This is a genomic window from Streptomyces sp. NPDC005494, from assembly GCF_042872025.1.
GTDB lineage: Bacteria > Actinomycetota > Actinomycetes > Streptomycetales > Streptomycetaceae > Streptomyces.
Map to the genome: position 1 here is coordinate 28,336 of NZ_JBIAJR010000020.1, position 23,224 is coordinate 51,559.

Annotated in this window: 19 protein-coding genes; 13 read left to right on the forward strand and 6 right to left on the reverse strand. The window is 70.1% G+C overall.

Translation table 11 applies throughout. The features are described from left to right. Positions 1–261: 261 nt before the first annotated feature. Complete coding sequence (locus tag ACFYQ6_RS34255) at positions 262–984, reverse strand: hypothetical protein (protein ID WP_361586185.1); 723 nt, start codon at positions 982–984, stop codon at positions 262–264. Further along, complete coding sequence (eccE, locus tag ACFYQ6_RS34260; protein ID WP_388766748.1) at positions 984–2,333, reverse strand: type VII secretion protein EccE; 1,350 nt, start codon at positions 2,331–2,333, stop codon at positions 984–986. The genes ACFYQ6_RS34255 and eccE overlap by 1 nt, the downstream gene beginning before the upstream one ends. A 225-nt stretch (positions 2,334–2,558) precedes the next feature. Here eccE and eccB point away from each other — a divergent pair, with 225 nt between their 5' ends. The 4 genes from eccB to ACFYQ6_RS34280 all read left to right on the forward strand — a co-directional run bounded on the left by eccB (position 2,559) and on the right by ACFYQ6_RS34280 (position 6,321). Beyond that, positions 2,559–4,103 (forward strand): type VII secretion protein EccB, encoded by a 1,545-nt coding sequence (gene eccB / locus ACFYQ6_RS34265; protein ID WP_361586180.1) that lies wholly within the window; start codon positions 2,559–2,561, stop codon positions 4,101–4,103. A 46-nt stretch (positions 4,104–4,149) separates the two neighbouring features. Next, the gene (gene mycP, locus ACFYQ6_RS34270) at positions 4,150–5,379 is read left to right on the forward strand and encodes a type VII secretion-associated serine protease mycosin (protein WP_388766742.1); all 1,230 of its coding nucleotides are present in this window, start codon (positions 4,150–4,152) and stop codon (positions 5,377–5,379) included. A gap of 226 nt (positions 5,380–5,605) precedes the next feature. Continuing rightward, the gene (locus ACFYQ6_RS34275) at positions 5,606–5,956 is read left to right on the forward strand and encodes a hypothetical protein (RefSeq protein ID WP_361586175.1); all 351 of its coding nucleotides are present in this window, start codon (positions 5,606–5,608) and stop codon (positions 5,954–5,956) included. 59 nt (positions 5,957–6,015) lie between these two features. Continuing rightward, positions 6,016–6,321, forward strand: coding sequence for a WXG100 family type VII secretion target (locus tag ACFYQ6_RS34280; protein WP_361586172.1), 306 nt, complete (start codon positions 6,016–6,018; stop codon positions 6,319–6,321). A 214-nt stretch (positions 6,322–6,535) separates the two neighbouring features. Here ACFYQ6_RS34280 and ACFYQ6_RS34285 read toward each other — a convergent pair whose 3' ends face one another. Then, positions 6,536–6,769 (reverse strand): DUF397 domain-containing protein, encoded by a 234-nt coding sequence (locus ACFYQ6_RS34285; protein WP_356746164.1) that lies wholly within the window; start codon positions 6,767–6,769, stop codon positions 6,536–6,538. 207 nt (positions 6,770–6,976) lie between these two features. Beyond that, complete coding sequence (gene eccCa, locus ACFYQ6_RS34290) at positions 6,977–10,933, reverse strand: type VII secretion protein EccCa (protein WP_361586169.1); 3,957 nt, start codon at positions 10,931–10,933, stop codon at positions 6,977–6,979. 182 nt (positions 10,934–11,115) lie between these two features. Here eccCa and eccD point away from each other — a divergent pair, with 182 nt between their 5' ends. The 6 genes from eccD to ACFYQ6_RS34320 all read left to right on the forward strand — a co-directional run bounded on the left by eccD (position 11,116) and on the right by ACFYQ6_RS34320 (position 18,167). Then, complete coding sequence (gene eccD, locus ACFYQ6_RS34295) at positions 11,116–12,597, forward strand: type VII secretion integral membrane protein EccD (protein WP_361586167.1); 1,482 nt, start codon at positions 11,116–11,118, stop codon at positions 12,595–12,597. Positions 12,598–12,774: 177 nt separating this feature from the next. Beyond that, a complete protein-coding gene (gene rpsO / locus ACFYQ6_RS34300; RefSeq protein WP_003965855.1) occupies positions 12,775–13,065 on the forward strand; it encodes a 30S ribosomal protein S15 in 291 nt (96 codons plus the stop codon). Positions 13,066–13,336: 271 nt separating this feature from the next. Beyond that, positions 13,337–15,550: a polyribonucleotide nucleotidyltransferase gene (locus tag ACFYQ6_RS34305; RefSeq protein WP_329239071.1), complete on the forward strand. Its 2,214-nt coding sequence runs from the start codon at positions 13,337–13,339 to the stop codon at positions 15,548–15,550. Next, positions 15,547–16,926, forward strand: coding sequence for a pitrilysin family protein (locus ACFYQ6_RS34310; RefSeq protein WP_356746167.1), 1,380 nt, complete (start codon positions 15,547–15,549; stop codon positions 16,924–16,926). Before ACFYQ6_RS34305 ends, ACFYQ6_RS34310 begins: the two co-directional genes overlap by 4 nt. A 23-nt stretch (positions 16,927–16,949) precedes the next feature. Further along, positions 16,950–17,702 carry a 4-hydroxy-tetrahydrodipicolinate reductase gene (dapB, locus tag ACFYQ6_RS34315; RefSeq protein ID WP_361586164.1) on the forward strand — a complete coding sequence of 251 codons (753 nt, stop codon included), beginning with the start codon at positions 16,950–16,952 and terminating at the stop codon, positions 17,700–17,702. A gap of 12 nt (positions 17,703–17,714) precedes the next feature. Beyond that, positions 17,715–18,167, forward strand: a complete 453-nt coding sequence (locus tag ACFYQ6_RS34320; RefSeq protein WP_356746169.1) for a hypothetical protein — start codon at positions 17,715–17,717, stop codon at positions 18,165–18,167. A 42-nt stretch (positions 18,168–18,209) separates the two neighbouring features. On the opposite strand, the gene ACFYQ6_RS34325 is transcribed toward ACFYQ6_RS34320, so the two are convergent. Both ACFYQ6_RS34325 and ACFYQ6_RS34330 read right to left on the reverse strand, forming a co-directional pair. Next, positions 18,210–18,761: a hypothetical protein gene (locus ACFYQ6_RS34325; RefSeq protein WP_361586162.1), complete on the reverse strand. Its 552-nt coding sequence runs from the start codon at positions 18,759–18,761 to the stop codon at positions 18,210–18,212. 93 nt (positions 18,762–18,854) lie between these two features. Continuing rightward, the gene (locus ACFYQ6_RS34330) at positions 18,855–19,094 is read right to left on the reverse strand and encodes a hypothetical protein (protein ID WP_361586159.1); all 240 of its coding nucleotides are present in this window, start codon (positions 19,092–19,094) and stop codon (positions 18,855–18,857) included. 175 nt (positions 19,095–19,269) lie between these two features. Here ACFYQ6_RS34330 and thyX point away from each other — a divergent pair, with 175 nt between their 5' ends. The 3 genes from thyX to ACFYQ6_RS34345 all read left to right on the forward strand — a co-directional run bounded on the left by thyX (position 19,270) and on the right by ACFYQ6_RS34345 (position 22,874). Beyond that, complete coding sequence (gene thyX, locus ACFYQ6_RS34335) at positions 19,270–20,007, forward strand: FAD-dependent thymidylate synthase (protein ID WP_361586156.1); 738 nt, start codon at positions 19,270–19,272, stop codon at positions 20,005–20,007. Between the two features lie 152 nt (positions 20,008–20,159). Continuing rightward, positions 20,160–21,059 carry a 4-hydroxy-tetrahydrodipicolinate synthase gene (dapA, locus tag ACFYQ6_RS34340; protein ID WP_356746173.1) on the forward strand — a complete coding sequence of 300 codons (900 nt, stop codon included), beginning with the start codon at positions 20,160–20,162 and terminating at the stop codon, positions 21,057–21,059. A gap of 129 nt (positions 21,060–21,188) precedes the next feature. After that, entirely contained in the window at positions 21,189–22,874 is a 1,686-nt protein-coding gene (locus tag ACFYQ6_RS34345) for a ribonuclease J (RefSeq protein ID WP_361586153.1), read from the forward strand. Positions 22,875–23,224 lie beyond the last annotated feature (350 nt).

Genomic DNA, 23,224 nt, shown 5'->3' on the forward strand with positions numbered 1-23,224 from the left:
GTTGTCCGATCCGCCCGGCTCTCCCCCTTGCGACGCGCAGTGCCTGCCCGCAGGCTCCTCTGCCGCGCCCCCACCCACCCTAATCGCCATGGGGCGCACAACGGCAGGCCGTATCGCACGCGAAGAACTGTCCAGTAGGTCACGTCCCGCCACAAGTGAACCAAGTGTGAACGTCAGGGCGGGTCGAAGTGGTCCAAAAAGTACATCTGCCCGCCAGGAGCGGGCCGTTCGCGACGGCCGCAGACCGGGGCCCGGGCCCGGTCAGTCCATACGGCGCGCGCTGCCCAGCAGTCCGGACTCGGCGTCGGTCGCCTGGGTCATCACGAACTGCCGGTCGCGGTCCGTACACCACAGGGTGACCCCGTCGGCCAGGGTGGACAGCGCCTGGGTCTCGGCGGCCGGCAGATTCATGATCCGGCCGATCTGCGCCGCCTCGTCGGGGGAGACCCGCTGGACGCCCACGAGGGCCGACTTCTCCATCAGCCGGGGTGCCACCGGGCTCAGATACGGCAGCAGGGTGACCACCGACTGCCAGGGGCCCGCCACCACCCGACCGCGCGGCGGCCGCATGCCGCAGTCGCGCACCACGACCACCGGGGACCCGGCCGACGCGCCCTGCGGCGGCACCCGCCCCACGTCGTGCAGCGAGATGCACGGCTGCCCGCCGCCCGCGGCCTGCGCGAGCGCCGTCCAGGCCTGCGAGCGGCCCGTCTCCACGGCGATCCGCGCACCCGTGGCCGCCGCCCGCAGCGCCAGCACCTGCGCGGTCCACAGCCCGCCGATCAGCGTGATCTCGTACGGCGTCGGCCTGTTGACACCCAGGACCGCGGGACGGCCCTCCGCGTCCACGCCGATCACCGTGCCGTCGTCCCCGACGGGCACGGCCAGGGTGGCCAGTTCGTCGAAGGACACCGTGTGCCGGCCGCGGCGGGGGCCGATCAGACCGAAGCCCAGCCGGGACCGGGCGCTCGTGGCGGACGACATCAGCGGGTACCCCCGAGCGGCAGCGTGGCGAGCACACCGGGCAGCTGTTCGCGGTCCAGCCGGACCAGCGACGCCTTCACGCCCCGGGCGGTGCGCTCGAGTTCATGACGGGCCGCGAGGAGTTCCTCGTCGCTGCGCCCGGTGATACGGACATGCCCGGTGACCGAGACCGCCGAGCGGTCGCCGTGGCCCAGGGTCAGGCTGAAGGTCGTCGCCAGCGCCGGGATCGAGGTGAGCAGCGCGACCAGCTGCGGCATCGACGCACCGCCCCCGCCGAGGTGCGGCCAGCGGCTCACCCAGTAGCTGGTGTGCCAGCGGTCGTCACAGCGCCAGGTGCGCGAGGTCTCCTCGGTACGGCGGCCGGGCGTCTCCGCCCGGCTGGCCTGCGCCATGGCCAGCGGGCTGACGCACGCCGACGTGGCGATCGCCGAGGTCAGTTCCTGCTCCGTCAGCACGGTCGCGCGGAACCCCGCACCGGTCAGCCGGCTGGCGAGCTGGTCCGCGGCGCGTACCGCGCACTTCTGTGCGCCGGTGATTCCGCCGCCGCGCGCCTCCACCGCCTCCGGGCAGAGTTCCGGGTCCAGCTTCAGCGCGATCCAGGTGATCCGCAGCGCCGGCGAACCCGTCTGGGCCTGCAGGGGCGCGTAGTTGCGCGCGGCCACCGACTGCTTCGGGAGGTGCGGAGCGGGCGCGGGCTGGGTGTGCTGGACGATCTGCGCCGACTCCAGCCGGATGCCGTCGACCTCCAGCACCTCCCGTACGAGCGCCAGCGGCAGCGGCCGTGCCGAACGGTCCGGCCGCAGGGCCGTCGCGTCCGACTCGACCTGGACGACGGCGGACAGGTACGTACCGTCGCCGATCATTCCGACCGGGCGCCGGTCGCGGTCGCTGAAGGAGTACGTGCGCAGGGCGGGTTCACACTCCACGGCGGGAGCCAGCCCCGGCTCGGTGCCCACCGGGACCGTCAGCGTGGCCGCCCGGCGTGCGCGGGCGCGCAGCGCGAAGACGGTACCCAGCCACTCCGGCAGCGAGCGGCGGTGACGGCGGACCACGGCGAGCAGCACCAGGACCGCCGCGAGGACGCCCGCGGGCACGAGGAGCAGCGGCTCGACCACCCAGGCCGCCACGAGCAGAGCCGCCGCGATTTCGATCAGTACGAGCTGTTGCAATCGGAACGAACCGATCTGTCCGGCACGTCCGTTCAGTCGCGGAGCCGCAGCGCCGCCGGGGCCCTGGGGGCCGCTCGGAGACGTACGGGAACCGCGGCGGGAAGCCCCCGGGCGGCCCGATCCGGGGCCCCTGGACGGCTGTGTGTTCCCCGCCGGACGTGTCCGCGTCGCGGAAGCCATCATTCCGGCATTCCCCCGTTCATAAGGCCCCAACTCAACCCGATCGCCCCGCTCCCGCCGGGGCTTCGGCGGCTGGATCACCCTACCCGCCCCACCGGCGCACGGGATCAGCAGGCATAGTAGGGGCCGGTCCGGCACCAGGGTCCGGTACCGGGTCCGGCACAGGGGACGGGGCTTGCGTACGCCCCTGGGCCGCGCGGGGAGACACGGGAGACAGACACACTCATGGCATCACGGCGGGACGAGCTCAACGCGTACACCTTTGCGAAGAAGCGCACGGTGGCCGCATTCCTCCAACCCTCGCCCACGGGTACCGAGGAGGGCGCCCCGCGCCCCCTGCGCGCCGTCGTCCCGAGCCTGATCGTCGGCGCGCTGATCGTCGCCGGATTCGGCGCCTGGGGGATGTTCAAGCCCACGGCGCCCAAGGACTGGGACAAGCCCGGCACCAAGGTGATCGTCGGCAAGAAGTCGACCACCCGTTACGTCGTCCTGGAGACCGGCGAGGGCAAGCAGAAGAAGTCCCTGCTCCACCCCGTGCTCAACCTCGCCTCCGCCCGGCTGCTGCTCACCCCGCAGCAGTTCGACGTCATCCAGGTCGGTGACGACATCCTGGACGCGGGCAAGCCCCCGCGCGGCCCGATCCTCGGCATCCCGTACGCCCCCGACCGGCTGCCCGAGGCCAAGGACGCGGGCACCGCCAAGCGCTGGGCCGTCTGCGAACAACCGGGCGGCAAGGGCAACACCGTGCAGAAGGCCGCCTTCGTCTTCGCCGGGCGGGACGACAAGCTGACGGACGGCGCAGGCCGGCTCGCCGGGGGCCAGGTGCTCTACGTGCAGGGCCAGGACCAGGCGCGTTACCTCGTCGACGCGAGCGGCACCCGCTATCTCATCGACGAGAAGGCGACCGACGACGGCCACCTGACCAACGCCCTCGTCGGCAGCAGGCAGCCCCAGGCCGTCACGGACGACTGGCTGGCCACCCTCCACGAGGGCAGCCCGCTCGTCTTCCCGGAGATCCCCGGCACCGTCGGGGCGCCCGCGCACATCCAGGGCCAGCTCTCCGCCGAGGAGAACAAGGTCGGCATGGTGCTGCGGACCAGGACCGGCGAGGGCACGACGTACTACGTCGTCCTCGAAGGCAAGGTTCAGCCCGTCTCCGAGTTCACCGCCTGGCTGCTGATCAACTCCCCTCAGACCGCTCCGCTGAACCTCGACAGCGAGGCCCGCGCCGTCGGCCTCCAGGACTTCGTGCCGGACGCGCGGACCTTCGCGGGCCAGGCGGCCCGCTGGCCCGCGCACAAGGCCGAGCAGGTCAACTCCGCAGGTGGCGACGGCAGCAGGGACACCGTCTGCAGCGTGCTGCGCAAGGTCGACGACAAGGGCCGTACGACGCTGAGCGCCTGGGCCGGCACCGCCTACCCCGCCGCCATCAACGCCGGCGGCACCAGCACCTACGTCACCCCCGGCAGCGGACTGCTCTACACCCAGGTCAGGGGCGAGCAGAGCAAGCCCGACGGCTCACTCTTCCTGGTGACCGACACCGGGCTGCGCTACGCGGTCCAGGCGAACGGCGACAGCGACGCCGAGCGCTCCGACATCGGCACCGGCGACCAGCAGACCGAGGACGGCAGGCCCGAGGCCAGTCAGGCGCAGATCCGGCTGGGCTACGAGAAGGTCACCCCGTCGCTCGTGCCGATCGCCTGGTCCGAATTCCTGTCCAAGGGCCCCAGGCTCGACACCAACAGCGCACGTCAGCCCCAGGGCTCGTAGCCGCACCGGCATCGTCACGAACGCGGGACCCGGGGGAGAGGAACAGATGTTGCACCGGAAGACGGCCGCACTGACGGCGGCCACCGCCGCGCTGGCCGCGCTGGTGGCGCCGCACACCGCGTACGCCACCGAGGGACCGCGTCGGGGGACCGGGCCGGTCCTGGACGGCAGCGGCGAATGCACCTTCCCGATGAAGGAGCAGTTCGAGGGCCGGCCCTGGTCGCTGCAGCGCGTCCTGCTCGACGAACTGTGGCAGGACACCAAGGGCAAGGGCGTACGGGTCGCGGTCATCGACACCGGCGTGGACAACGCCAACCCGCAGCTCGCAGAAGCCGTCGACGTCTCCGCGGGACGCAACCTCCTGAAGGGGGGCAGCAGCGACGGCACCACGGACGAGGTCGGCCACGGCACCAAGGTCGCCGGCATCATCGCCGCCCGCCCCCGCAAGGGCACCGGGTTCGTCGGCCTCGCCCCCGAGGCGACGATCATCCCGATCCGGCAGAACGACGAGAAGAACAGCGGCAAGGACACCACGATGGCCACCGCGATCGACCACGCGATCGCCAAGGGCGCCGACGTCATCAACATCTCGCAGGACACCACCAAGCCGCTCGCCGCGGACTCCGCGCTCGGCAGGGCCGTCGCCAGGGCGCTCGCCGAGGACGTCGTCGTCGTCGCCTCCGCGGGCAACGACGGCATGGACGGCAAGCGGAAACAGACCTATCCCGCGGCCTTCCCCGGGGTCCTCGCCGTGGCCTCGTCCGACCGGAACAACGAACGCGCCCCGTTCTCGCAGGCCGGTGACTTCGTCGGAGTCGCCGCTCCGGGCGTCGACATCGTCTCCACGGTGCCGGGCGACGGCCAGTGCACCGACAACGGAACCAGTTTCTCCGCGCCCTACGTGGCGGGAGTCGCCGCCCTCCTCGTGGCGAAGTACCCGACGTGGAGCCCCGCCGAGATCGTCGCCCGGATCGAGCAGACCGCCGAGCGCTCCATCCGGGGCCACGACGACTTCGTCGGCTGGGGTGTGGTCGACCCCGTGAGGGCGCTGGCCGGGGACAAGGACGACGTCCCGCTCGCCTCCCCGCGCCCGGACCCCGCCCCGGCCAAGGCGCCCGCGCCCCAGCCGGCGCACCTGGCGATGTCCGAGACCTCGCAGGAGCGCAGCGAGCGCTACGCGACCTACACCCTGGCCCTGGCGGCCGTCCTGGTCTGCGTGGTGGCCGGTACGGCGACGGTCGTCCGTGATGTCCGGCGACGGCGCGGTTTGCGCTGAGAGAGCGCCGGGTGAACTGGATCTCTCACCGTAAAGCGCAGTTGGGGAGAGATGACGAAGTGACTAGGGTGGTAGCAGACTTCACGTGTGTGACGGGGGAACGAGAAGTGGCAGAGTCCGATTCCGGGGTGCGCGAACACCGCCGGAGGCTTCCGGGTCCCCGTGCAGCAACAAGCCTGTCCGCGGCCCGCGGACAGGCCCGGGAACTGAGAGATAGGACCTCCGGATGAGCAACACCGGTGCCGGTTTCGGGCTTGGCGACGATCCGATCGTCCAGGCGAAGAACAAGATCATCGAGACGTCGCAGGCGGTGTCCAGGCAGTCCCGCGAACTGGCCGACATCCTCGCGACGGTCAGTGCGGGATGGACCGGTGTCGGTGCCGGTGGATTCACATCCGCACAGATCGTGATCAACGAGGACCACGACGACATCCGCCGGCTGCTGGGCGTGCTCCTCAACGGTGTGAGCCAGACCAAGAACCTCAGCAACGCCAACGACGACGAGGTCCGCGCGGCCTTCAACGCCGTCAAGGAGTCCGCCTCCTCGGGCAACACCTCCGGGCTCAACAACCTCTGAGCCCGGACGCCGCCCCCTCATCCGTACACGTTGCACGCTGAAACACCAGGAGCAGACAGATGGCCGGAGATCCGAACACCAAGGTCAGGTACGAGAGCGTCCAGGAGATGGCGAACCGCATCCGCACGGTGTCGCGCAACATCATCAAGGACCTAGAAGAGATGGACGCCGCCCTCAAGGTCGTCACCGACACCTGGGACGGTGACGCCCACGCCGGGTACGTCAGCCTCCAGAAGCAGTACAAGGGCAAGGCCGACCACATGAAGGACCGGCTGGAGCACGTCGCGAAGATCATCGAGAACGGCAAGGACAGCTACCGTTCCACCGACGTGAAGGCCTCGCGCCTGTTCACCGAGGCGTACTGACCGCCGGGCCGCCAGCGGCCCTGTCACGTCCCGTCACGTACGGAGTTCCGTCACGTACGGAAGCGTCCCGTCACGTACGGAAGAGGGGCACGCCCACCGGGCCGTGCCCCTCTTCCGTACACCGGCGTCCCGAGGCTCCCCGGTACGCCGGCGCGCCTCCCCGGGGCCTCTCCGTACGCCGGTGCCTCCCGGGGCCCTTCCGTACGCCCGGCGCCTACGTGAGGTCGAACTCGCCGTCACGCGCCCCCAGTACGAACGCGCGCCACTCCGCCTCCGTGTAGCGCAGCACGGTCTCCGGGTCCAAGGAGGACCGCATCGCGACGGCGCCGCCCGGCAGATGGGCGATCTCCACCCGCTCCTCCGCCTCCTCCGTGCCCGGCGCGCTCAGCCACGTCACCCCCGAGATGTCGAGTGCGTACAGCTCGTCCTTCTCCTGCTGCGTACCCATCAGACGCCTTTCCCTCTTCTGCGGCGGAGCGCGTTCCTCGCCGGCCGATCCGTGTGGTCTCCGCGCGCCGATTATCCCCGGTCCGCCGGCCCGGGGGCGGGAAAGCGGTGCGGAACGCCCGGGGGAGCGGCCGGCGTGGTAGTGAAGGCAGAAGGGCCTCCGCGCGTGCGCGGAAGCCCTCCCTCATGCCCGGCCGTCGTGCGCCGATCAGTGCTGTTCCGGCAGCCGGCCCGTCTGCACCAGCGGAGTCCCGCGCCGGCGCGACGCGAAGTACCCGCGGCCCGGCGGCATCGCGTGGCCTCGCACGGAGCCGATCAGGTCGCCCTCGGACGGGTCGCCGGCCAGCACCACGCCCTGGGCGCCCAGCTCCTTGATGCGCTGCATGAAACCCTCGTACATCGCGCGCGACGCCCCCGCCGAGTTCCGCGCGATGATGAAGCGGACCCCGGTGTCCCGGGCGAACGGCAGGTACTCCGCGAGCGGAGCCAGCGGATTGCCCGCGTTGGTCGCGACCAGGTCGTAGTCGTCGACGATGATGAAGATCTGCGGCCCCGACCACCAGCTGCGGTCCCGCAGCTGCTGCGGTGTCACATCGGTCGGCGGCTGCCGGCGCGCGAACACGCCGGCGAGCGCCTCCATGTGCATCTGCATGGCGCTCGCCATCGGCGCGTACTCCAGCAGATGGGACTCGGGCAGCGCGCCCAGCAGCGCGCGCCGGTAGTCGCCGACGACGATCTTCGCCTCGTCGGGGGAGTAGCGCTCCCCGATCTGCTTGGCGATCAGCCGCAGCAGGTTGGTCTTCCCGGACTCGCTCTCACCGAAGACCAGGAAGAACGGATCCGTCTCGAAGTCGACGAACACCGGCTCCAGGGACGTCTCGTCGATGCCGATCGCGATGCCCCGCTCGGGGAACTCGAAGCCCTTGGGCAGCTGGTCCGCCGGAAGCTTGCGCGGCAGCAGCCGTACGGAGGGGGCGACAGGGCCGGCCCAGTTCGACTTCACCGCCGCGACGAACGCCGCGGTGCCGTCGGAGAGGTCGGTTCCGCTGCTGACGGAGTCGATGCGCGGCAGAGCACCCATGAAGTGCAGCTTCTGCGGGACCTGGCCACGGCCGGGCACCCCCGCGGGGACGTTCGCCGCGACCTTGCGGTCGAACTCGGAGTCCATGACGTCACCGAGCCGCAGTTCGAGCCGCCCGAGGATCTGGTCCTTGAGCGCCGCCCGCACCTCCATGTAGCGCGCAGCGGTGATCACGACGTGCACGCCGTAGCCGAGACCACGCGCGGCGATCTCCGTGACGACCTGCTCCAGCCCCTCGTACTCGCCCCGGAAGCCGCCCCAGCCGTCGATGACCAGGAAGACGTCCCCCCACGCCTCGCCGGGCAGCTCGCCCTGCGCGCGCTTGCGCCGGTAGGTCGCGATGGAGTCGATGGAGTGGGCGCGGAAGAACTCCTCGCGCCGGTTGAGCACGCCGCCGACCTCGGCGACCGTCCGGCGGACCCGCTCGGGGTCGAGCCGCGAGGCCATCCCGCCGACGTGCGGCAGGTCCGCCAGCGAGACGAGACCGCCACCGCCGAAGTCCAGCCCGTAGAACTGCACCTCGTGCGGGGTGTGGGTGAGGGCGAACGACGAGATGAGCGCCCGGATCAACGTCGACTTGCCGGACTGCGGGCCACCGACGACGAGCATGTGCCCGGCCGCGCCGGAGAAGTCCCTGTACAGCACCTCGCGCCGCTGCTCGAAGGGCTTGTCGATCAGGCCGAGCGGGACCGTGAGGCCACCGGGCCTCGTGTACTCGGTCGCCGTGAACCCGCGGTCCGCGGTCGGCGCGAGCCCGGGCAGCAACTGGTCCAGCGTCGGTGCCTGGTCCAGCGGCGGCAGCCACACCTGGTGGGCCGGCACGCCCTGCCCCTCCAGACGCCGCACGATCACGTCGAGGACCGTGTCGGCGAGCGCGTCGTCGTCCGCCGAGGCACGGGCCGCCAGATGCGCCGGGTCGGGGGCCGCGTACACGACCGGTACCGGAGCGGCACTGAAGACCGCGGGCCGCCGCTCGATCGGCAGCTGGCCCACCGAGAGGTCGGGGCCTCCCGTGCGGTACGTCCCCGACACGTACGCCGCCTTGAAGCGGGTCATCTCGTCCGTGCCGAACTTGAGATAGCCGGAACCCGGCACCGACGGCAGGTGGTACGCGTCCGGCACACCCAGCGCCGTACGCGACTCGGCCGCCGAGAAGGTCCGCAGACCGATCCGGTACGAGAGATAGGTGTCCAGCCCGCGCAGCTTGCCCTCCTCCAGGCGCTGCGAGGCGAGCAGCAGATGCACACCCAGCGAACGGCCGATACGGCCGATCTGGATGAACATCTCGATGAAGTCCGGCTTGGCGGTGAGGAGTTCGGAGAACTCGTCGATCACCAGCACCAGCGAGGCCAGGGGCTCGAGCGCCGCGCCCGCCGCCCGGGCCTTCTCGTAGTCGTGGATGTTGGCGTAGTTGCCGGCGGAACGCAGCAGCTCCTGCCTGCGCTGGAGTTCACCGCGGATCGCGTCGCCCATGCGGTCGACCAGCGTGAGGTCGTCGGCGAGGTTGGTGATGACCGCCGCCACGTGCGGCATCTGCGACATCCCCGCGAACGTCGCGCCACCCTTGAAGTCGGCGAGGACGAAGTTCAGCGTCTCCGAGGAGTGCGTGACCGCGAGGCCGAGCACGAGCGTCCGCAGCAGTTCCGACTTCCCGGAACCCGTCGCGCCGACGCACAGCCCGTGCGGGCCCATGCCGTCCTGCGCGGCCTCCTTCAGGTCCAGCATCACCGGCTGGCCGTCCTCGCCGACACCGATCGGCACCCGGAGCCGTTCCGAGATGGACCGGGGCCGCCAGGTGCGCGCCACATCGACCGAGGCCGCGTCCCCGAGGCTGAGCAGATCGGTGAAGTCCAGGTTGGCCAGCAGCGGTTCGTCGTCGTCACCGCCGCCCATGCGCAGTGGCGCCAGCTGCCGGGCCAGTGCCTCGGCCGCCTCCGCCGACATCACGTCCGGCACACCCTCGTACGCGAGGCCGCCACCGGACTCCAGCCGCAGCAGGCCCGGCCGTACCACCACGGAGAGACCGCCCCGCAGCTCGTCCAGCTCGCCGGATACCACCTCGACGATGGTCACGCCCTGGAGCCCCTCGGCCGCCGCGAACAGCGAGTCCGGCGGCACCATCCCGCCGTCCAGGACCACGACGATGTGCGGCTGGTCCAGCACGGGCTGGCTCTCCCGGTTGAACCGGGGCCGGCCGTCCAGCCGGCTCGCCAGCAGGGTCTCCAGCTCGCCCAGGTCGTCACCGAACAACCGCTTCGTACCGGCGCCGTCGACCTGGCCCGGCACCTGGGTGTGCGGCAGCCACTTCGTCCAGTCCCAGCGCGCCACCGCGTGCGGCGCCGCCACCACGGCGACCATCAGGTCCTCCGGGGAGTGCAGCGTCACCAGCTGCGCCACCAGGGAACGCGCCGTGGACTGCGCGGACTCCGCACGGCCCGAGACCGTCACGTGGTAGAACGCCCGCATCGAGACGGCCATCGGCAGTCCGTCCAGCGACCCGTGCACCGCCAGGAACTGCTGCATCGCACCCGCGCACATCGGTTCCAGCTCGTCCACCGGAGCCGTGTCCGGGGCGATCAGCGGAGTCGACAGCTGCTGCGCCCCGAGCCCCAGCCGTACCTGTGCGAAGTCCTTGTCGCCGACGCGCCGCTCCCAGACCCGGCTGCCCTCCGCCACGACCGACCACAACTGCTCGGGCGCCGGGTGCAGATAGAGCTGCACATCGCGCTGGGCGCGGGCCGTACGGCGTACCGTCCGGCGGGTCTGCGCGAGGTACTTCAGGTAGTCACGTCGGACATCGCCCATTTGCCCTTGCGTACCGCGACGGTGCCGGACGATCTGCGCGACCACCATGGCGACCGTCGAGACCAGCATCAGGACACCCATGATCCGCATGAACGGAGGCGCCTGCGGAGAGAAGAAGAAGACCACCGACGAACCCATGCCGAGCACCGGCAGGATCTGCATCAGCATGCCCTCCTGCTGCCCGCGGGGCAGTTCGGGAGGAGCCTCCAAAGTCAACTCGTCAGAGGGCACTTCCGGCGGCAGAGACCGCGGAGGTCGTTTCACGACGATCTGGCTCACCGGAACATCAATCCCTCAATACGGACGGGCGGAAGGCCGGTCGTCCGCACCGACGCCCCCGTGGCTGCGATTGCTGCGGACTCGGATCCGCGCGACGGTGATCCTACTTGCAGATCACCTTCCCCCCTCCCGGTAGGGTGGCGCCGCACTGTGCGCAACCGCGAATCAGGGGGACCAGACACGTGAGTACGACCGCAGCGACGGGCTTCTGCCGCGTCACCGTCGTGGCACCCGACAGCCGGATCGACGTCGCCCTCCCGGAAGACATCGCCGTCGCCGACGTCTACCCCGAGATCCTGCGTCTCACGGGCCAGACCCAGGCCGCCGGCGCACCCACCGGCTATCACCTCGTACGCCGTGACGGCACCGTCCTGGACGGCGCCCGCACCCTCTCCGCACAGCAGGTGCTCGACGGCGAACTCCTCAGCCTGCGGCCCTTCGCCCAGTCGCTGCCGCCCGCCGTCTTCGACGACGTGTCGGACGCCGTCGCCTCCGCCGTCACCCGCGACCGCCACCTGTGGAGCGACGAACTCCTGCGCGGCGCGGGCCTGGTGGGCGGCGTCCTGCTGCTCGTCCTGCTGGGTTTCGTGCTCTGGTTCGCCGACCCCGTACGCCACGACATGCACAGCCTGCCCGGCATCGTCGCCGGCTCCGCGGGCCTGATCCTGACCGCCTTCGCCGGAGTGCGCGCCCGGGTCTACGCCGACCGCGCCACGGCGGTCGCCCTCGGACTCGGCGCCCTGCCCCTCGTCCTCATCGCGGGCTCCGGGATCATCGGCCCGGACGCGGGCCAGGGCCCCGGACGGCTCCAGTTCCTGCTCGGCTGCGTCGCGGTCCTCCTCGCCTCCGTCGTCCTGGTCGCCCTCACCCCCAGCGGTGACGCGCCCTTCGTCGCGGCGACCTTCCTCGCCACCGTCGGCACCCTCGCCACCTTCGTCGCCATCCTCACCGAGGCCACCGCCACCGAGACCGCCGCCGTCTGCGCGCCGGTCGCCCTCGGCCTGGTCGCCTTCCTGCCCGGCCTCTCCGCCCGTTTCGCCCGGCTGCCCATCGGCTACGCCTCCCCGCGCACCGCCCCGGCCGGCTACGACGACTCCTTCAGCGAGCCGGGCTCCGCACCCGCGGCCGACGGTGAGCCCGTCGACGCCGACCGCATCGCGGCCCAGGCCCGACGCGGCCACGAGATGCTCCTCGGCCTGGTCGGCGGCTGCTCCGCCGTCGTCGTCGGCTCCGCCGCGGTGCTCGGATTCTCCGACAGCATCTGGGGCCAGGTCCTCGCGCTGACCGCCGGGCTCTCCATGCTGCTGCGCGCCCGCCTCTTCCGTTACACCTCCCAGGTCGCCTGCGTCCTGGTGGCGGGAATCGGCGCCGTGGCCCTCCTGGTCCTGGGCCTGTCCCTCAACCCTCCGACCGATCTGCTGTACGAGCTGGTGCGCTACGGCGACCGGGGCTCCCTGGACATCCGTACGATCTGGCTCTCCGCCGCCGTCGCCGCGGGCGCCGCGCTCCTCACCGCGATCGGCCTGGTCATCCCGCGCAAGGGTCTCTCGCCCTTCTGGGGCCGGCTCCTCGACCTCACGGAGAGCGCGCTGCTGCTCTCCCTGGTCCCGCTCTGCCTCGCCGTACTCGACATCTTCACCCGCGCCAGGGCCATGACCAGCTGACGTCCGTCCCGAGCGCTCCCGGCGGCTGGTACTCTGACTGGTGGCCGTTTGTGTACGCGCCTCCGGGTCATGCCTGGGGGCTGCGCTCATCGGACCTTCGCCTCCGAGTCACGGAAGCTCCCCTGAGATCAAGACCAGGGGCACTCGTGGGCGCATCGAACACCAAGAGGAGTACGCGTGCCGCTCGACGCCGCTACGAAGAAGCAGATCATGTCCGAGTTCGCCCAGAAGGAGGGTGACACCGGATCCCCCGAGGTCCAGGTCGCCATGCTCTCCCGCCGGATCTCGGACCTGACGGAGCACCTCAAGACGCACAAGCACGACCACCACTCCCGTCGTGGTCTGCTGATCCTGGTCGGCCAGCGTCGCCGCCTCCTGCAGTACCTTGCCAAGAAGGACATCCAGCGCTTCCGTGCGCTCGTCGACCGCCTCGGCATCCGCCGTGGTGCGGCCGGCGGCGCCAAGTAAGGACGCTGTGAGAGGGAGCGGTTCCCCGGTTCCAGGGGGCCGCTCCCTTTGCTGTACGTGCGTGACCCGGGTCAGGCTCAGTAACCTGGACGCACGACAACAGAACGAGGAGAGGCGCCCGACGGCCGCCGCCGGTCCTCGGTAGTGGCCCCCGGGGCAACGCCCGGGAGCTTCGATCGAAGACCGGCCCGCACACACGGTGCGCTTCTCCGCACCGTCCTCCGCCACACGGGCGGCAGGACGAAAGACGACGAGTATGGAGAAATCACTAGTGGAGAACGAGACCCACTACGCCGAAGCCGTGATCGACAACGGCACCTTCGGCACCCGCACCATCCGCTTCGAGACGGGCCGCCTGGCCAAGCAGGCCGCAGGCTCCGCCGTCGCGTACCTGGACGACGACACCATGGTGCTGTCGGCCACCACCGCTTCCAAGCGGCCCAAGGACCAGCTCGACTTCTTCCCCCTCACGGTGGACGTCGAGGAGCGGCAGTACGCCGCCGGCAAGATCCCCGGCTCCTTCTTCCGCCGTGAGGGCCGGCCCTCCGAGGACGCGATCCTCACCTGCCGCCTGATCGACCGGCCGCTGCGCCCCTCCTTCAAGAAGGGCCTGCGCAACGAGATCCAGATCGTCGAGACGATCATGGCGCTCAACCCCGACCACCTGTACGACGTGGTCGCGATCAACGCCGCCTCCGCCTCCACGATCCTGGCGGGCCTGCCCTTCTCCGGCCCGATCGGCGCCACCCGCGTCGCCCTGATCAAGGGCCAGTGGGTCGCCTTCCCGACGCACACCGAGCTCGAGGACGCCGTCTTCGACATGGTCGTCGCCGGCCGCGTCCTGGAGGACGGCGACGTCGCGATCATGATGGTCGAGGCCGAGGCCACCGAGAAGACCATCCAGCTCGTCAAGGACGGCGCCGAGGCCCCGACCGAAGAGGTCGTCGCCGCCGGTCTCGAGGCCGCGAAGCCCTTCATCAAGGCGCTCTGCAAGGCCCAGTCCGACCTCGCCTCCAAGGCTGCCAAGCCCACCGGTGAGTTCCCGGTCTTCCTCGACTACCAGGACGACGTCCTGGAGGCGCTCAGCAAGGCCGTCAGCACCGAGCTCGCCAAGGCGCTCACCATCGCCGGCAAGCAGGAGCGCGAGGCGGAGCTCGACCGCATCAAGGAGATCGCGGGCGAGAAGCTCCTCCCGGCCTTCGAGGGCCGCGAGAAGGAGATCTCCGGTGCCTACCGCGCGCTGACCAAGAAGCTGGTCCGCGAGCGCGTCATCAAGGACAAGGTCCGCATCGACGGCCGTGGCGTCACGGACATCCGTACGCTCGCCGCCGAGGTCGAGGCCATCCCGCGCGTGCACGGCTCGGCGCTGTTCGAGCGTGGCGAGACCCAGATCCTGGGCGTCACCACCCTCAACATGCTCCGCATGGAGCAGCAGCTGGACACCCTCTCCCCGGTGACCCGCAAGCGCTACATGCACAACTACAACTTCCCGCCGTACTCCGTCGGTGAGACCGGCCGCGTGGGCTCGCCCAAGCGCCGCGAGATCGGCCACGGCGCGCTCGCCGAGCGCGCCATCGTGCCGGTGCTGCCGTCGCGCGAGGAGTTCCCCTACGCGATCCGCCAGGTCTCCGAGGCGCTGGGCTCCAACGGCTCGACGTCCATGGGCTCGGTCTGCGCCTCCACCATGTCCCTGCTGAACGCCGGTGTGCCCCTCAAGGCCGCCGTCGCCGGTATCGCCATGGGCCTGATCTCGCAGGAGATCGACGGCAAGACGCACTACGTCGCCCTCACCGACATCCTCGGTGCGGAGGACGCCTTCGGCGACATGGACTTCAAGGTCGCCGGTACGAAGCAGTTCGTGACCGCGCTCCAGCTCGACACCAAGCTCGACGGCATCCCCGCCTCGGTCCTGGCCGCCGCGCTGAAGCAGGCCCGTGACGCGCGTCTGCACATCCTGGACGTCATGAACGAGGCCATCGACGTCCCGGACGAGATGTCCCCCAACGCCCCGCGGATCATCACGGTCAAGATCCCGGTGGACAAGATCGGTGAGGTCATCGGCCCCAAGGGCAAGATGATCAACCAGATCCAGGAGGACACCGGCGCCGACATCACGATCGAGGACGACGGCACCATCTACATCGGTGCCCAGCAGGGCTCGCAGGCCGAGGCCGCCCGCGCCACGATCAACGCCATCGCCAACCCGACCATGCCGGAGGTCGGCGAGCGCTACCTGGGTACGGTCGTCAAGACCACCACCTTCGGTGCGTTCGTCTCCCTGATGCCCGGCAAGGACGGTCTGCTGCACATCTCGCAGATCCGCAAGCTCGCCGGTGGCAAGCGCGTGGAGAACGTCGAGGACGTGCTCGGCGTCGGCGCCAAGGTGCAGGTGGAGATCGCGGAGATCGACTCCCGCGGCAAGCTCTCCCTCATCCCCGTCATCGAGGGTGAAGAGGACGAGAAGAAGGACGACACCGACAAGTGACGTCCCGTAGTTCCGTGACGGCGGCCCGCACCTCCTCGGAGGGGCGGGCCGTCGCCCGTACCCAAACCCTTCTCAAGGGCAGCAACGGCATCGGCACCGTCCGCCGCACCACCCTCCCCGGTGGCCTGCGGATCGTCACCGAGACGCTGCCCTCCGTCCGCTCCGCGACCTTCGGGATCTGGGCGAACGTCGGCTCACGCGACGAGACCCCCACCCTGAACGGCGCGACGCACTACCTCGAACACCTCCTCTTCAAGGGCACGGCCAAGCGCAGCGCCCTCGACATCTCGTCCGCGATCGACGCGGTCGGCGGCGAGATGAACGCCTTCACGGCGAAGGAGTACACCTGCTACTACGCGCGGGTCCTGGACACCGATCTCCCGCTGGCCATCGACGTGGTCTGCGACATGCTGACCGGCTCCCTGATCGCCCCCGAGGACGTCGACGCCGAGCGCGGCGTCATCCTCGAGGAGATCGCCATGACGGAGGACGACCCGGGCGACTGCGTGCACGACCTGTTCGCGCACACGATGCTCGGCGACACCCCGCTGGGCCGTCCGGTCCTCGGCACCGTCGACACGATCAACGCGCTGGACCGCGGCCAGATCGCGCGCTTCTACAAGAAGCACTACGACCCCACACGCCTGGTGGTCGCCGCGGCCGGCAACGTCGACCACGCCAAGGTCGTACGCCAGGTCCGCAGCGCCTTCGAGCGCGCGGGCGCCCTGAGCCGCACCGACGCGGTGCCCACGGCGCCCCGCGAAGGCTCCCGCACCCTGCGCACGGCCGGCAAGGTCGAGCTGCTGAACCGCAAGACCGAGCAGGCGCACGTCGTCCTCGGCATGCCAGGCCTGGCCAGGACCGACGAGCGCCGCTGGGCCCTCGGCGTCCTGAACACCGCCCTCGGCGGCGGCATGAGCTCGCGGCTCTTCCAGGAGGTACGGGAGAAGCGCGGCCTCGCCTACAGCGTGTACTCCTACACCTCGGGCTTCGCCGACTGCGGGCTCTTCGGCGTGTACGCGGGCTGCCGGCCCAGCCAGGTGCACGACGTCCTCAAGATCTGCCGCGACGAGCTCGACCGCGTGGCGAGCGACGGTCTCGCCGACGAGGAGATCAGCCGCGCCGTCGGCCAGCTCGCCGGCTCGACCGTCCTCGGTCTGGAGGACACGGGCGCGCTCATGAACCGCATCGGCAAGAGCGAGCTCTGCTGGGGCGAACAGATGTCCGTGGATGACATGCTGGCGAAGATCGCGGCGGTGACCCCCGACGAGGTCCGCGCGGTGGCGGCCGACGTCCTCGGACAGCGGCCCTCGCTCTCGGTCATCGGCCCGCTGAAGGACAAGCAGGCGAACCGCCTCCAGGAAGCGGTCTCCTAACCCACCCCGTAAGGAAAGAGCACATGAGCAAGCTGCGCGTGGCCGTTCTCGGCGCCAACGGACGCATCGGTTCCGAAGCGGTACGAGCCGTGGAGGCCGCCGACGACATGGAACTGGTCGCCGCACTGGGCCGTGGTGACAAGCTGGAGACCCTCACCGAGGCCGGTGCCCAGGCAGTCGTCGAGCTGACCACCCCCTCGTCGGTGATGGACAACCTCGAGTTCTGCGTACGGCACGGCATCCACGCGGTCGTCGGCACCACCGGCTGGACCGACGAACGGCTCGCGCAGCTCGGCACCTGGCTCTCCGGTTCGCCGGAGACCGGTGTGCTCATCGCACCGAACTTCTCCATCGGCGCCGTTCTCACCATGAGGTTCGCCGAGCAGGCCGCCCGCTACTTCGAGTCGGTGGAGGTCATCGAGCTCCACCACCCGAACAAGGCCGACGCCCCCTCCGGAACGGCCACCCGCACCGCCCAGCTGATCGCCGCGGCCCGGGAGAAGGCGGGCTCGGCGCCGCAGCCCGACGCCACGGCCACAGCGCTGGACGGAGCGCGCGGCGCCGACGTCGACGGCGTACCGGTCCACTCGGTCCGTCTCCGGGGCCTCCTGGCCCACCAGGAGGTCCTGCTGGGCGGCGAGGGCGAGACCCTCACTCTGCGCCACGACTCGCTCCACCACAGCAGCTTCATGCCGGGCATCCTGCTCGGCACCCGCCGCGTGGTGACCACTCCCGGCCTCACCTTCGGCCTGGAACACTTCCTCGACCTGAACTGACTGGCCCACCCCATGCGCGCAAAGCTCACCTACGCCGTCACCGCCGCCGTCCTGGTCTTCTACTTCGTCCTGGCCGGCAGCCGCGGCGTCCTCCTCATCCGGCACGGCACCCTGCTCACGGTCACCTTCGGGGTGGCGGTGCTGATCCTGCCGGTGATCGGCGTCTGGTTCCTCTGGAAGAACACCCAGTTCGTCCGCAGGGCCAACGCACTGGCCGCCGAACTGGACGCCGAGGGGGGTCTGCCCGTCGACGAACTGGTGCGCACCCCGTCCGGGCGCATCGACCGCGCCTCCGCCGACGCCGTGTTCGCCCGGCGCCGGGAGGAGACCGAGGACAACCCGGACGACTGGCGCAGCTGGTTCCGGCTGGCGGTCGCCTACCAGGACGCGAGGGACACCCCGCGCGCCCGCAAGGCGATGCAGCGCGCCATCGCCCTGCACGCGAACAAGCCGGTACGCGCCTGACTGGCGCATACCGGCTCGTAGGCGAGGGACAGTCCCGGCGGGTCAGCCGGTGCGGTACTCGTCGCCCCAGACCTCGATCGTGTCGGTGGCCCGCTCGAAGGCCTCGGACCGGGCCATGAAGTCCGCGTTGTGGTCGGTGACGAGAGGCGCCAGCGGCTCGCCGTCGCGGCGTACGACGATCAGGGCCTGGCCCTGGACGGTGCGCGGGAATCCGAGCCACTTCACCGGCTGCTGGACCGTGCGGACCGCCACCGCGTCCGGCCACCGCACGGTGGTCGTACGGAAGAAGCCCACCCGGCGGACCCCGTGACGGCTCACCCAGGCGCCCACCCGCAGCAGGCGCAGCGCACCGGCGATCACCAGCGCGGCGAGCGCGAAGCACATGCCCGCGCCCGACAGCGATCCGGCCACCGAGATGATCACCGCCGCGAGCAGCACGAATGACGCGAGCAGCAGCAGGGTGGCCGCCGCCGCGACCCGCCACGGGCCGGGGCGGTAGGGCCGCCGCCAGCTGTCGTGGTCGTCGAACGGCAGCGCGATGTCCTCCGCGTTCGCGTCGAATGCGCGGTCGGCCGTCAGAAAGGGCAGGGGCACGACTGATCCTCACTCACAAGCACGCTCGATTGCTGTGCCCGGTGAGGCTACCGAGCAGCCCCCCGGCCGACCACCCCAGGGGGCCCGTACGGGTCAGCGGTGCCGGGAGGCCTCGGAGGTCTGGCTGTGCGACGGGGTCCGGTCCGTGTCCAGGGCGGGCAGCCCGAGGAGCAGCGATCCGGCGAAGCCGGCTACCAGGGTCAGCCCCACGAGGGAGCGAGCGGCCAGCTGCGAGCGGCTGGCGCGCCGGCGGGGAGGCGGAGTGACATTACTGCGGAACCGGTCGGCCTCGGCGACGAACGAGAACGGGACGGATTCACGCGGGCGGAACATGAGGAAGATCTCCTTGGACTCTGTAACGGGTGCTGCTGTCGAGTCAGACGTACGGGATCCCCGATCGGTGCCCCGAATCGCCGAACACATGCAGGAATTCCCGCTGACGGACGCCTGTGCCGGGGCCCGTAGAGTGGACGCCGCCCGAGCGCCGCAATTGGAAGGACCCCCGCCGGTGACCGACACCCCCGAGCCCACAAAGGCCCACTTCCGCAGCGATGTCACCGTTGACCTGGTGAAATCCGCCGCCGCCGACTCCGACGTGCTCTTCGCCGCCCGTGTGTCCACCGCCGGCGAGCAGTCCCTGGAAGAGGTCACGAAGGACCCCGAGCGCTCGAAGGGCCTCATCAACTACTTGATGCGGGACCGGCACGGCAGCCCGTTCGAGCACAACTCGATGACCTTCTTCATCAGCGCCCCGATCTTCGTGTTCCGCGAGTTCATGCGGCACCGCGTGGGCTGGTCCTACAACGAGGAATCGGGCCGCTACAGGGAGCTCGAGCCGGTCTTCTACATTCCGGGCGAGTCCCGCAAGCTCATCCAGCAGGGCCGCCCCGGCAAGTACGAATTCGTCGAGGGAACCCCTGAGCAGCACGAGCTCACCAGCCGCGCCATGGAGGACTCCTACCGGCAGGCCTACGACGCCTACCAGGAGATGCTCGCCGCCGGTGTCGCCCGCGAGGTCGCCCGCGCCGTGCTCCCCGTCGGCCTGTTCTCCACCATGTACGCCACGTGCAACGCACGCTCGCTGATGCACTTCCTCGGCCTGCGCACACAGCACGAGCTCGCCAAGGTGCCGTCCTTCCCGCAGCGCGAGATCGAAATGGTCGGCGAGCAGATGGAAGCGCACTGGCAGACGCTGATGCCGCTCACTCATGCCGCCTTCAACAAAAACGGACGGGTCGCCCCGTAGGCGGTGTCCGTATTGCGACGTTTCGTGAAGTTCATCTAGGCTGATCAAACGGACCCGGCACTGCTTGAACCCCCGAGCAGGCAGTGCCGGGCTCCTCTTCCCCGTCCCCCCGAGGGGGCACGGCGCTCCGAGCAACGAGTAGCGTGTTACCCATGGCTCCGATCTCCACTCCGCAGACCCCCTTCGGGCGGGTCCTCACCGCTATGGTCACGCCCTTCACGGCGGACGGCGCTCTCGACCTCGACGGCGCCCAGCGGCTCGCCACCCATCTGGTGGACGCAGGCAATGACGGCCTGGTCGTCAACGGCACCACGGGCGAGTCCCCGACCACCAGCGACGCGGAGAAAGACCAGCTCGTACGGGCTGTGCTCGAAGCCGTCGGAGACCGGGCCCACGTCATCGCCGGCGTCGGCACCAACGACACCCGGCACAGCATCGAGCTGGCCCGCACCGCCGAGCGCACCGGCGCCCACGGCCTGCTCGCGGTCACGCCGTACTACAACAAGCCCCCGCAGGAAGGCCTCCTGCGGCACTTCGGTGCCATCGCCGATTCCACCGGCCTGCCGGTGATGCTGTACGACATCCCGGGCCGCAGCGGTGTGCCGATCGACACGGAGACGCTCGTACGCCTCGCCGAGCACCCCAGGATCGTCGCCAACAAGGACGCCAAGGGAGACCTGGGCCGCTCCAGCTGGGCCATCGCCCAGTCCGGGCTCGCCTGGTACTCCGGTGACGACATGCTCAACCTGCCGCTGCTCTCGGTCGGCGCCGTGGGCTTCGTCTCCGTGGTCGGCCACGTCGTGACCCCGGAGCTGCGCGCCCTCGTCGAGGCGCATCTCGACGGGGACGTGCAGAAGGCAACCGAGATCCACCAGAAGCTGCTCCCCGTCTTCACCGGGATGTTCCGCACCCAGGGCGTGATCACCACCAAGGCCGCGCTGACCCTCCAGGGCCTGCCCGCCGGACCGCTGCGCCTCCCTCTGGTGGAACTCACCACCCAGGAGACGGCCCAGCTCAAGATGGATCTGGCCGCCGGTGGGGTACAGCTCTGACCACAGACTTCACAACTGAATAAGCGAGGAAACTCGCGACGGAACACCACCTGACAACAGCAAGTGCACGAATGACATGCGCGCCACGTGCCCTCAGCGGTACGTGGCGCGCGTGGTAAGGAGAGTCTTTTGAGTCATCCGCATCCTGAACTCGGTACCCCGCCGAAGCTCCCCAAGGGCGGCCTGCGGGTCACCCCGCTGGGCGGCCTGGGCGAGATCGGCCGCAACATGACGGTCTTCGAGTACGGCGGCCGTCTGCTCATCGTCGACTGCGGTGTGCTCTTCCCCGAGGAGGAGCAGCCCGGCATCGACCTGATCCTGCCGGACTTCACCACGATCCGGGACCGCCTGGACGACATCGAGGGCATCGTCCTCACGCACGGCCACGAGGACCACATCGGTGGCGTCCCGTACCTGCTCCGTCTGAAGCCGGACATCCCGCTGATCGGCTCGAAGCTGACCCTCGCGCTCATCGAGGCCAAGCTCCAGGAGCACCGGATCCGTCCCTACACCCTCGAGGTGGCCGAGGGGCAGCGCGAGCGCATCGGCGTCTTCGACTGCGAGTTCATCGCGGTCAACCACTCCATCCCGGACGCTCTCGCGGTGGCCATCCGCACCCCCGCGGGCCTGGCCGTCGCGACCGGTGACTTCAAGATGGACCAGCTGCCGCTGGACGGCCGTCTCACCGACCTGCACGCCTTCGCCAGGCTGAGCGAGGAAGGCATCGACCTTCTCCTCTCCGACTCGACGAACGCCGAGGTCCCCGGATTCGTCCCGCCGGAGCGGGACATCTCCAACGTCCTGCGCACGGTGTTCGCCAACGCCCAGAAGCGCATCATCGTGGCGAGCTTCGCCAGCCACGTCCACCGCATCCAGCAGATCCTGGACGCCGCCCACGAGTACGGCCGCAGGGTCGCCTTCGTCGGCCGTTCCATGGTCCGCAACATGGGCATCGCCCGTGACCTGGGCTACCTGAAGGTTCCCGCCGGCCTGGTCGTCGACGTCAAGACGCTCGACGACCTGCCGGACGACGAGGTCGTGCTGGTCTGCACGGGCTCCCAGGGCGAGCCGATGGCCGCGCTCTCCCGGATGGCCAACCGGGACCACCAGATCCGGATCGTCCCGGGTGACACGGTGATCCTGGCCTCCTCGCTGATCCCGGGCAACGAGAACGCGGTCTACCGCGTGATCAACGGCCTGACCCGCTGGGGCGCGAACGTGGTCCACAAGGGCAACGCCAAGGTCCACGTCTCGGGCCACGCCTCGGCCGGCGAGCTGCTGTACTTCTACAACATCTGCAAGCCGAAGAACCTGATGCCGGTGCACGGCGAATGGCGTCACCTCAGGGCCAACGCCGAGCTCGGCGCGCTGACCGGTGTCCCGAAGGACCACATCGTCATCGCGGAGGACGGCGTCGTCGTCGACCTGATCGACGGCAAGGCCAAGATCGTCGGCAAGGTCCAGGCGGGATACGTGTACGTCGACGGCCTCTCGGTCGGTGACGTCACGGAGACCTCGCTCAAGGACCGCAGGATCCTCGGGGACGAGGGCATCATCTCGGTCTTCATCGTGGTCGACAGCTCCTCCGGCAAGATCGTGGGCGGACCCCACATCCAGGCCAGGGGCTCCGGCATCGACGACGGGGCCTTCACCGCCGTGGTGCCCAAGGTCGAGGAAGCCATCAACAAGTCGGCCCAGGACGGGGTGATGGAGCCGCACCAGCTCCAGCAGCTGGTCCGCAGGACGGTCGGCAAGTGGGTGTCGGACACCTATCGCCGGCGCCCGATGATCCTTCCGGTCGTGGTCGAGGTCTGACGCGAGAGGCCTCCGAAGGCCGCCGACCTGGAGCGGGGCTCCCCGATTTGCATCGGGGAGCCCCGCTCCAGTACGTTTACGTTTCCGCCTGAACGGGAAGCAGCCCGCGCACGTGTGCGCCGGGAGCTCCTCGCCGGGGCGGGAAATCCGACTCAGAATCTCTGATAAAGTCGGGTCCGCCGAAAGGCAAAGGCCATTCCGCAGGCCACTGGAATCAAATTCGGACCGGAAACGGAACGGAAAAGAGTCTGGTAAAGTCGGACTCGCCGGAAAGGGAAACGCGAAAGCGAAGAACTGGAAAGCGAAACAAGCAGTAACCCGCTTCGGCCGGGAATCGGACACGAAAGAGT

Excerpts from the sequence above, each read along its gene's own strand:
- ACFYQ6_RS34280 (WP_361586172.1), top strand. The coding sequence starts at position 6,016 with ATGGCCGGAGATCCGAACACCAAGGTCAGGTACGAGAGCGTCCAGGAG.
- dapA (WP_356746173.1), top strand. The coding sequence starts at position 20,160 with ATGGCTCCGATCTCCACTCCGCAGACCCCCTTCGGGCGGGTCCTCACC.
- ACFYQ6_RS34275 (WP_361586175.1), top strand. The coding sequence starts at position 5,606 with ATGAGCAACACCGGTGCCGGTTTCGGGCTTGGCGACGATCCGATCGTC.
- mycP (WP_388766742.1), top strand. The coding sequence starts at position 4,150 with ATGTTGCACCGGAAGACGGCCGCACTGACGGCGGCCACCGCCGCGCTG.
- eccE (WP_388766748.1), bottom strand. The coding sequence starts at position 2,333 with ATGGCTTCCGCGACGCGGACACGTCCGGCGGGGAACACACAGCCGTCC.
- eccB (WP_361586180.1), top strand. The coding sequence starts at position 2,559 with ATGGCATCACGGCGGGACGAGCTCAACGCGTACACCTTTGCGAAGAAG.
- dapB (WP_361586164.1), top strand. The coding sequence starts at position 16,950 with ATGAGCAAGCTGCGCGTGGCCGTTCTCGGCGCCAACGGACGCATCGGT.
- ACFYQ6_RS34330 (WP_361586159.1), bottom strand. The coding sequence starts at position 19,094 with ATGTTCCGCCCGCGTGAATCCGTCCCGTTCTCGTTCGTCGCCGAGGCC.
- ACFYQ6_RS34320 (WP_356746169.1), top strand. The coding sequence starts at position 17,715 with ATGCGCGCAAAGCTCACCTACGCCGTCACCGCCGCCGTCCTGGTCTTC.
- ACFYQ6_RS34285 (WP_356746164.1), bottom strand. The coding sequence starts at position 6,769 with ATGGGTACGCAGCAGGAGAAGGACGAGCTGTACGCACTCGACATCTCG.
- ACFYQ6_RS34255 (WP_361586185.1), bottom strand. The coding sequence starts at position 984 with ATGTCGTCCGCCACGAGCGCCCGGTCCCGGCTGGGCTTCGGTCTGATC.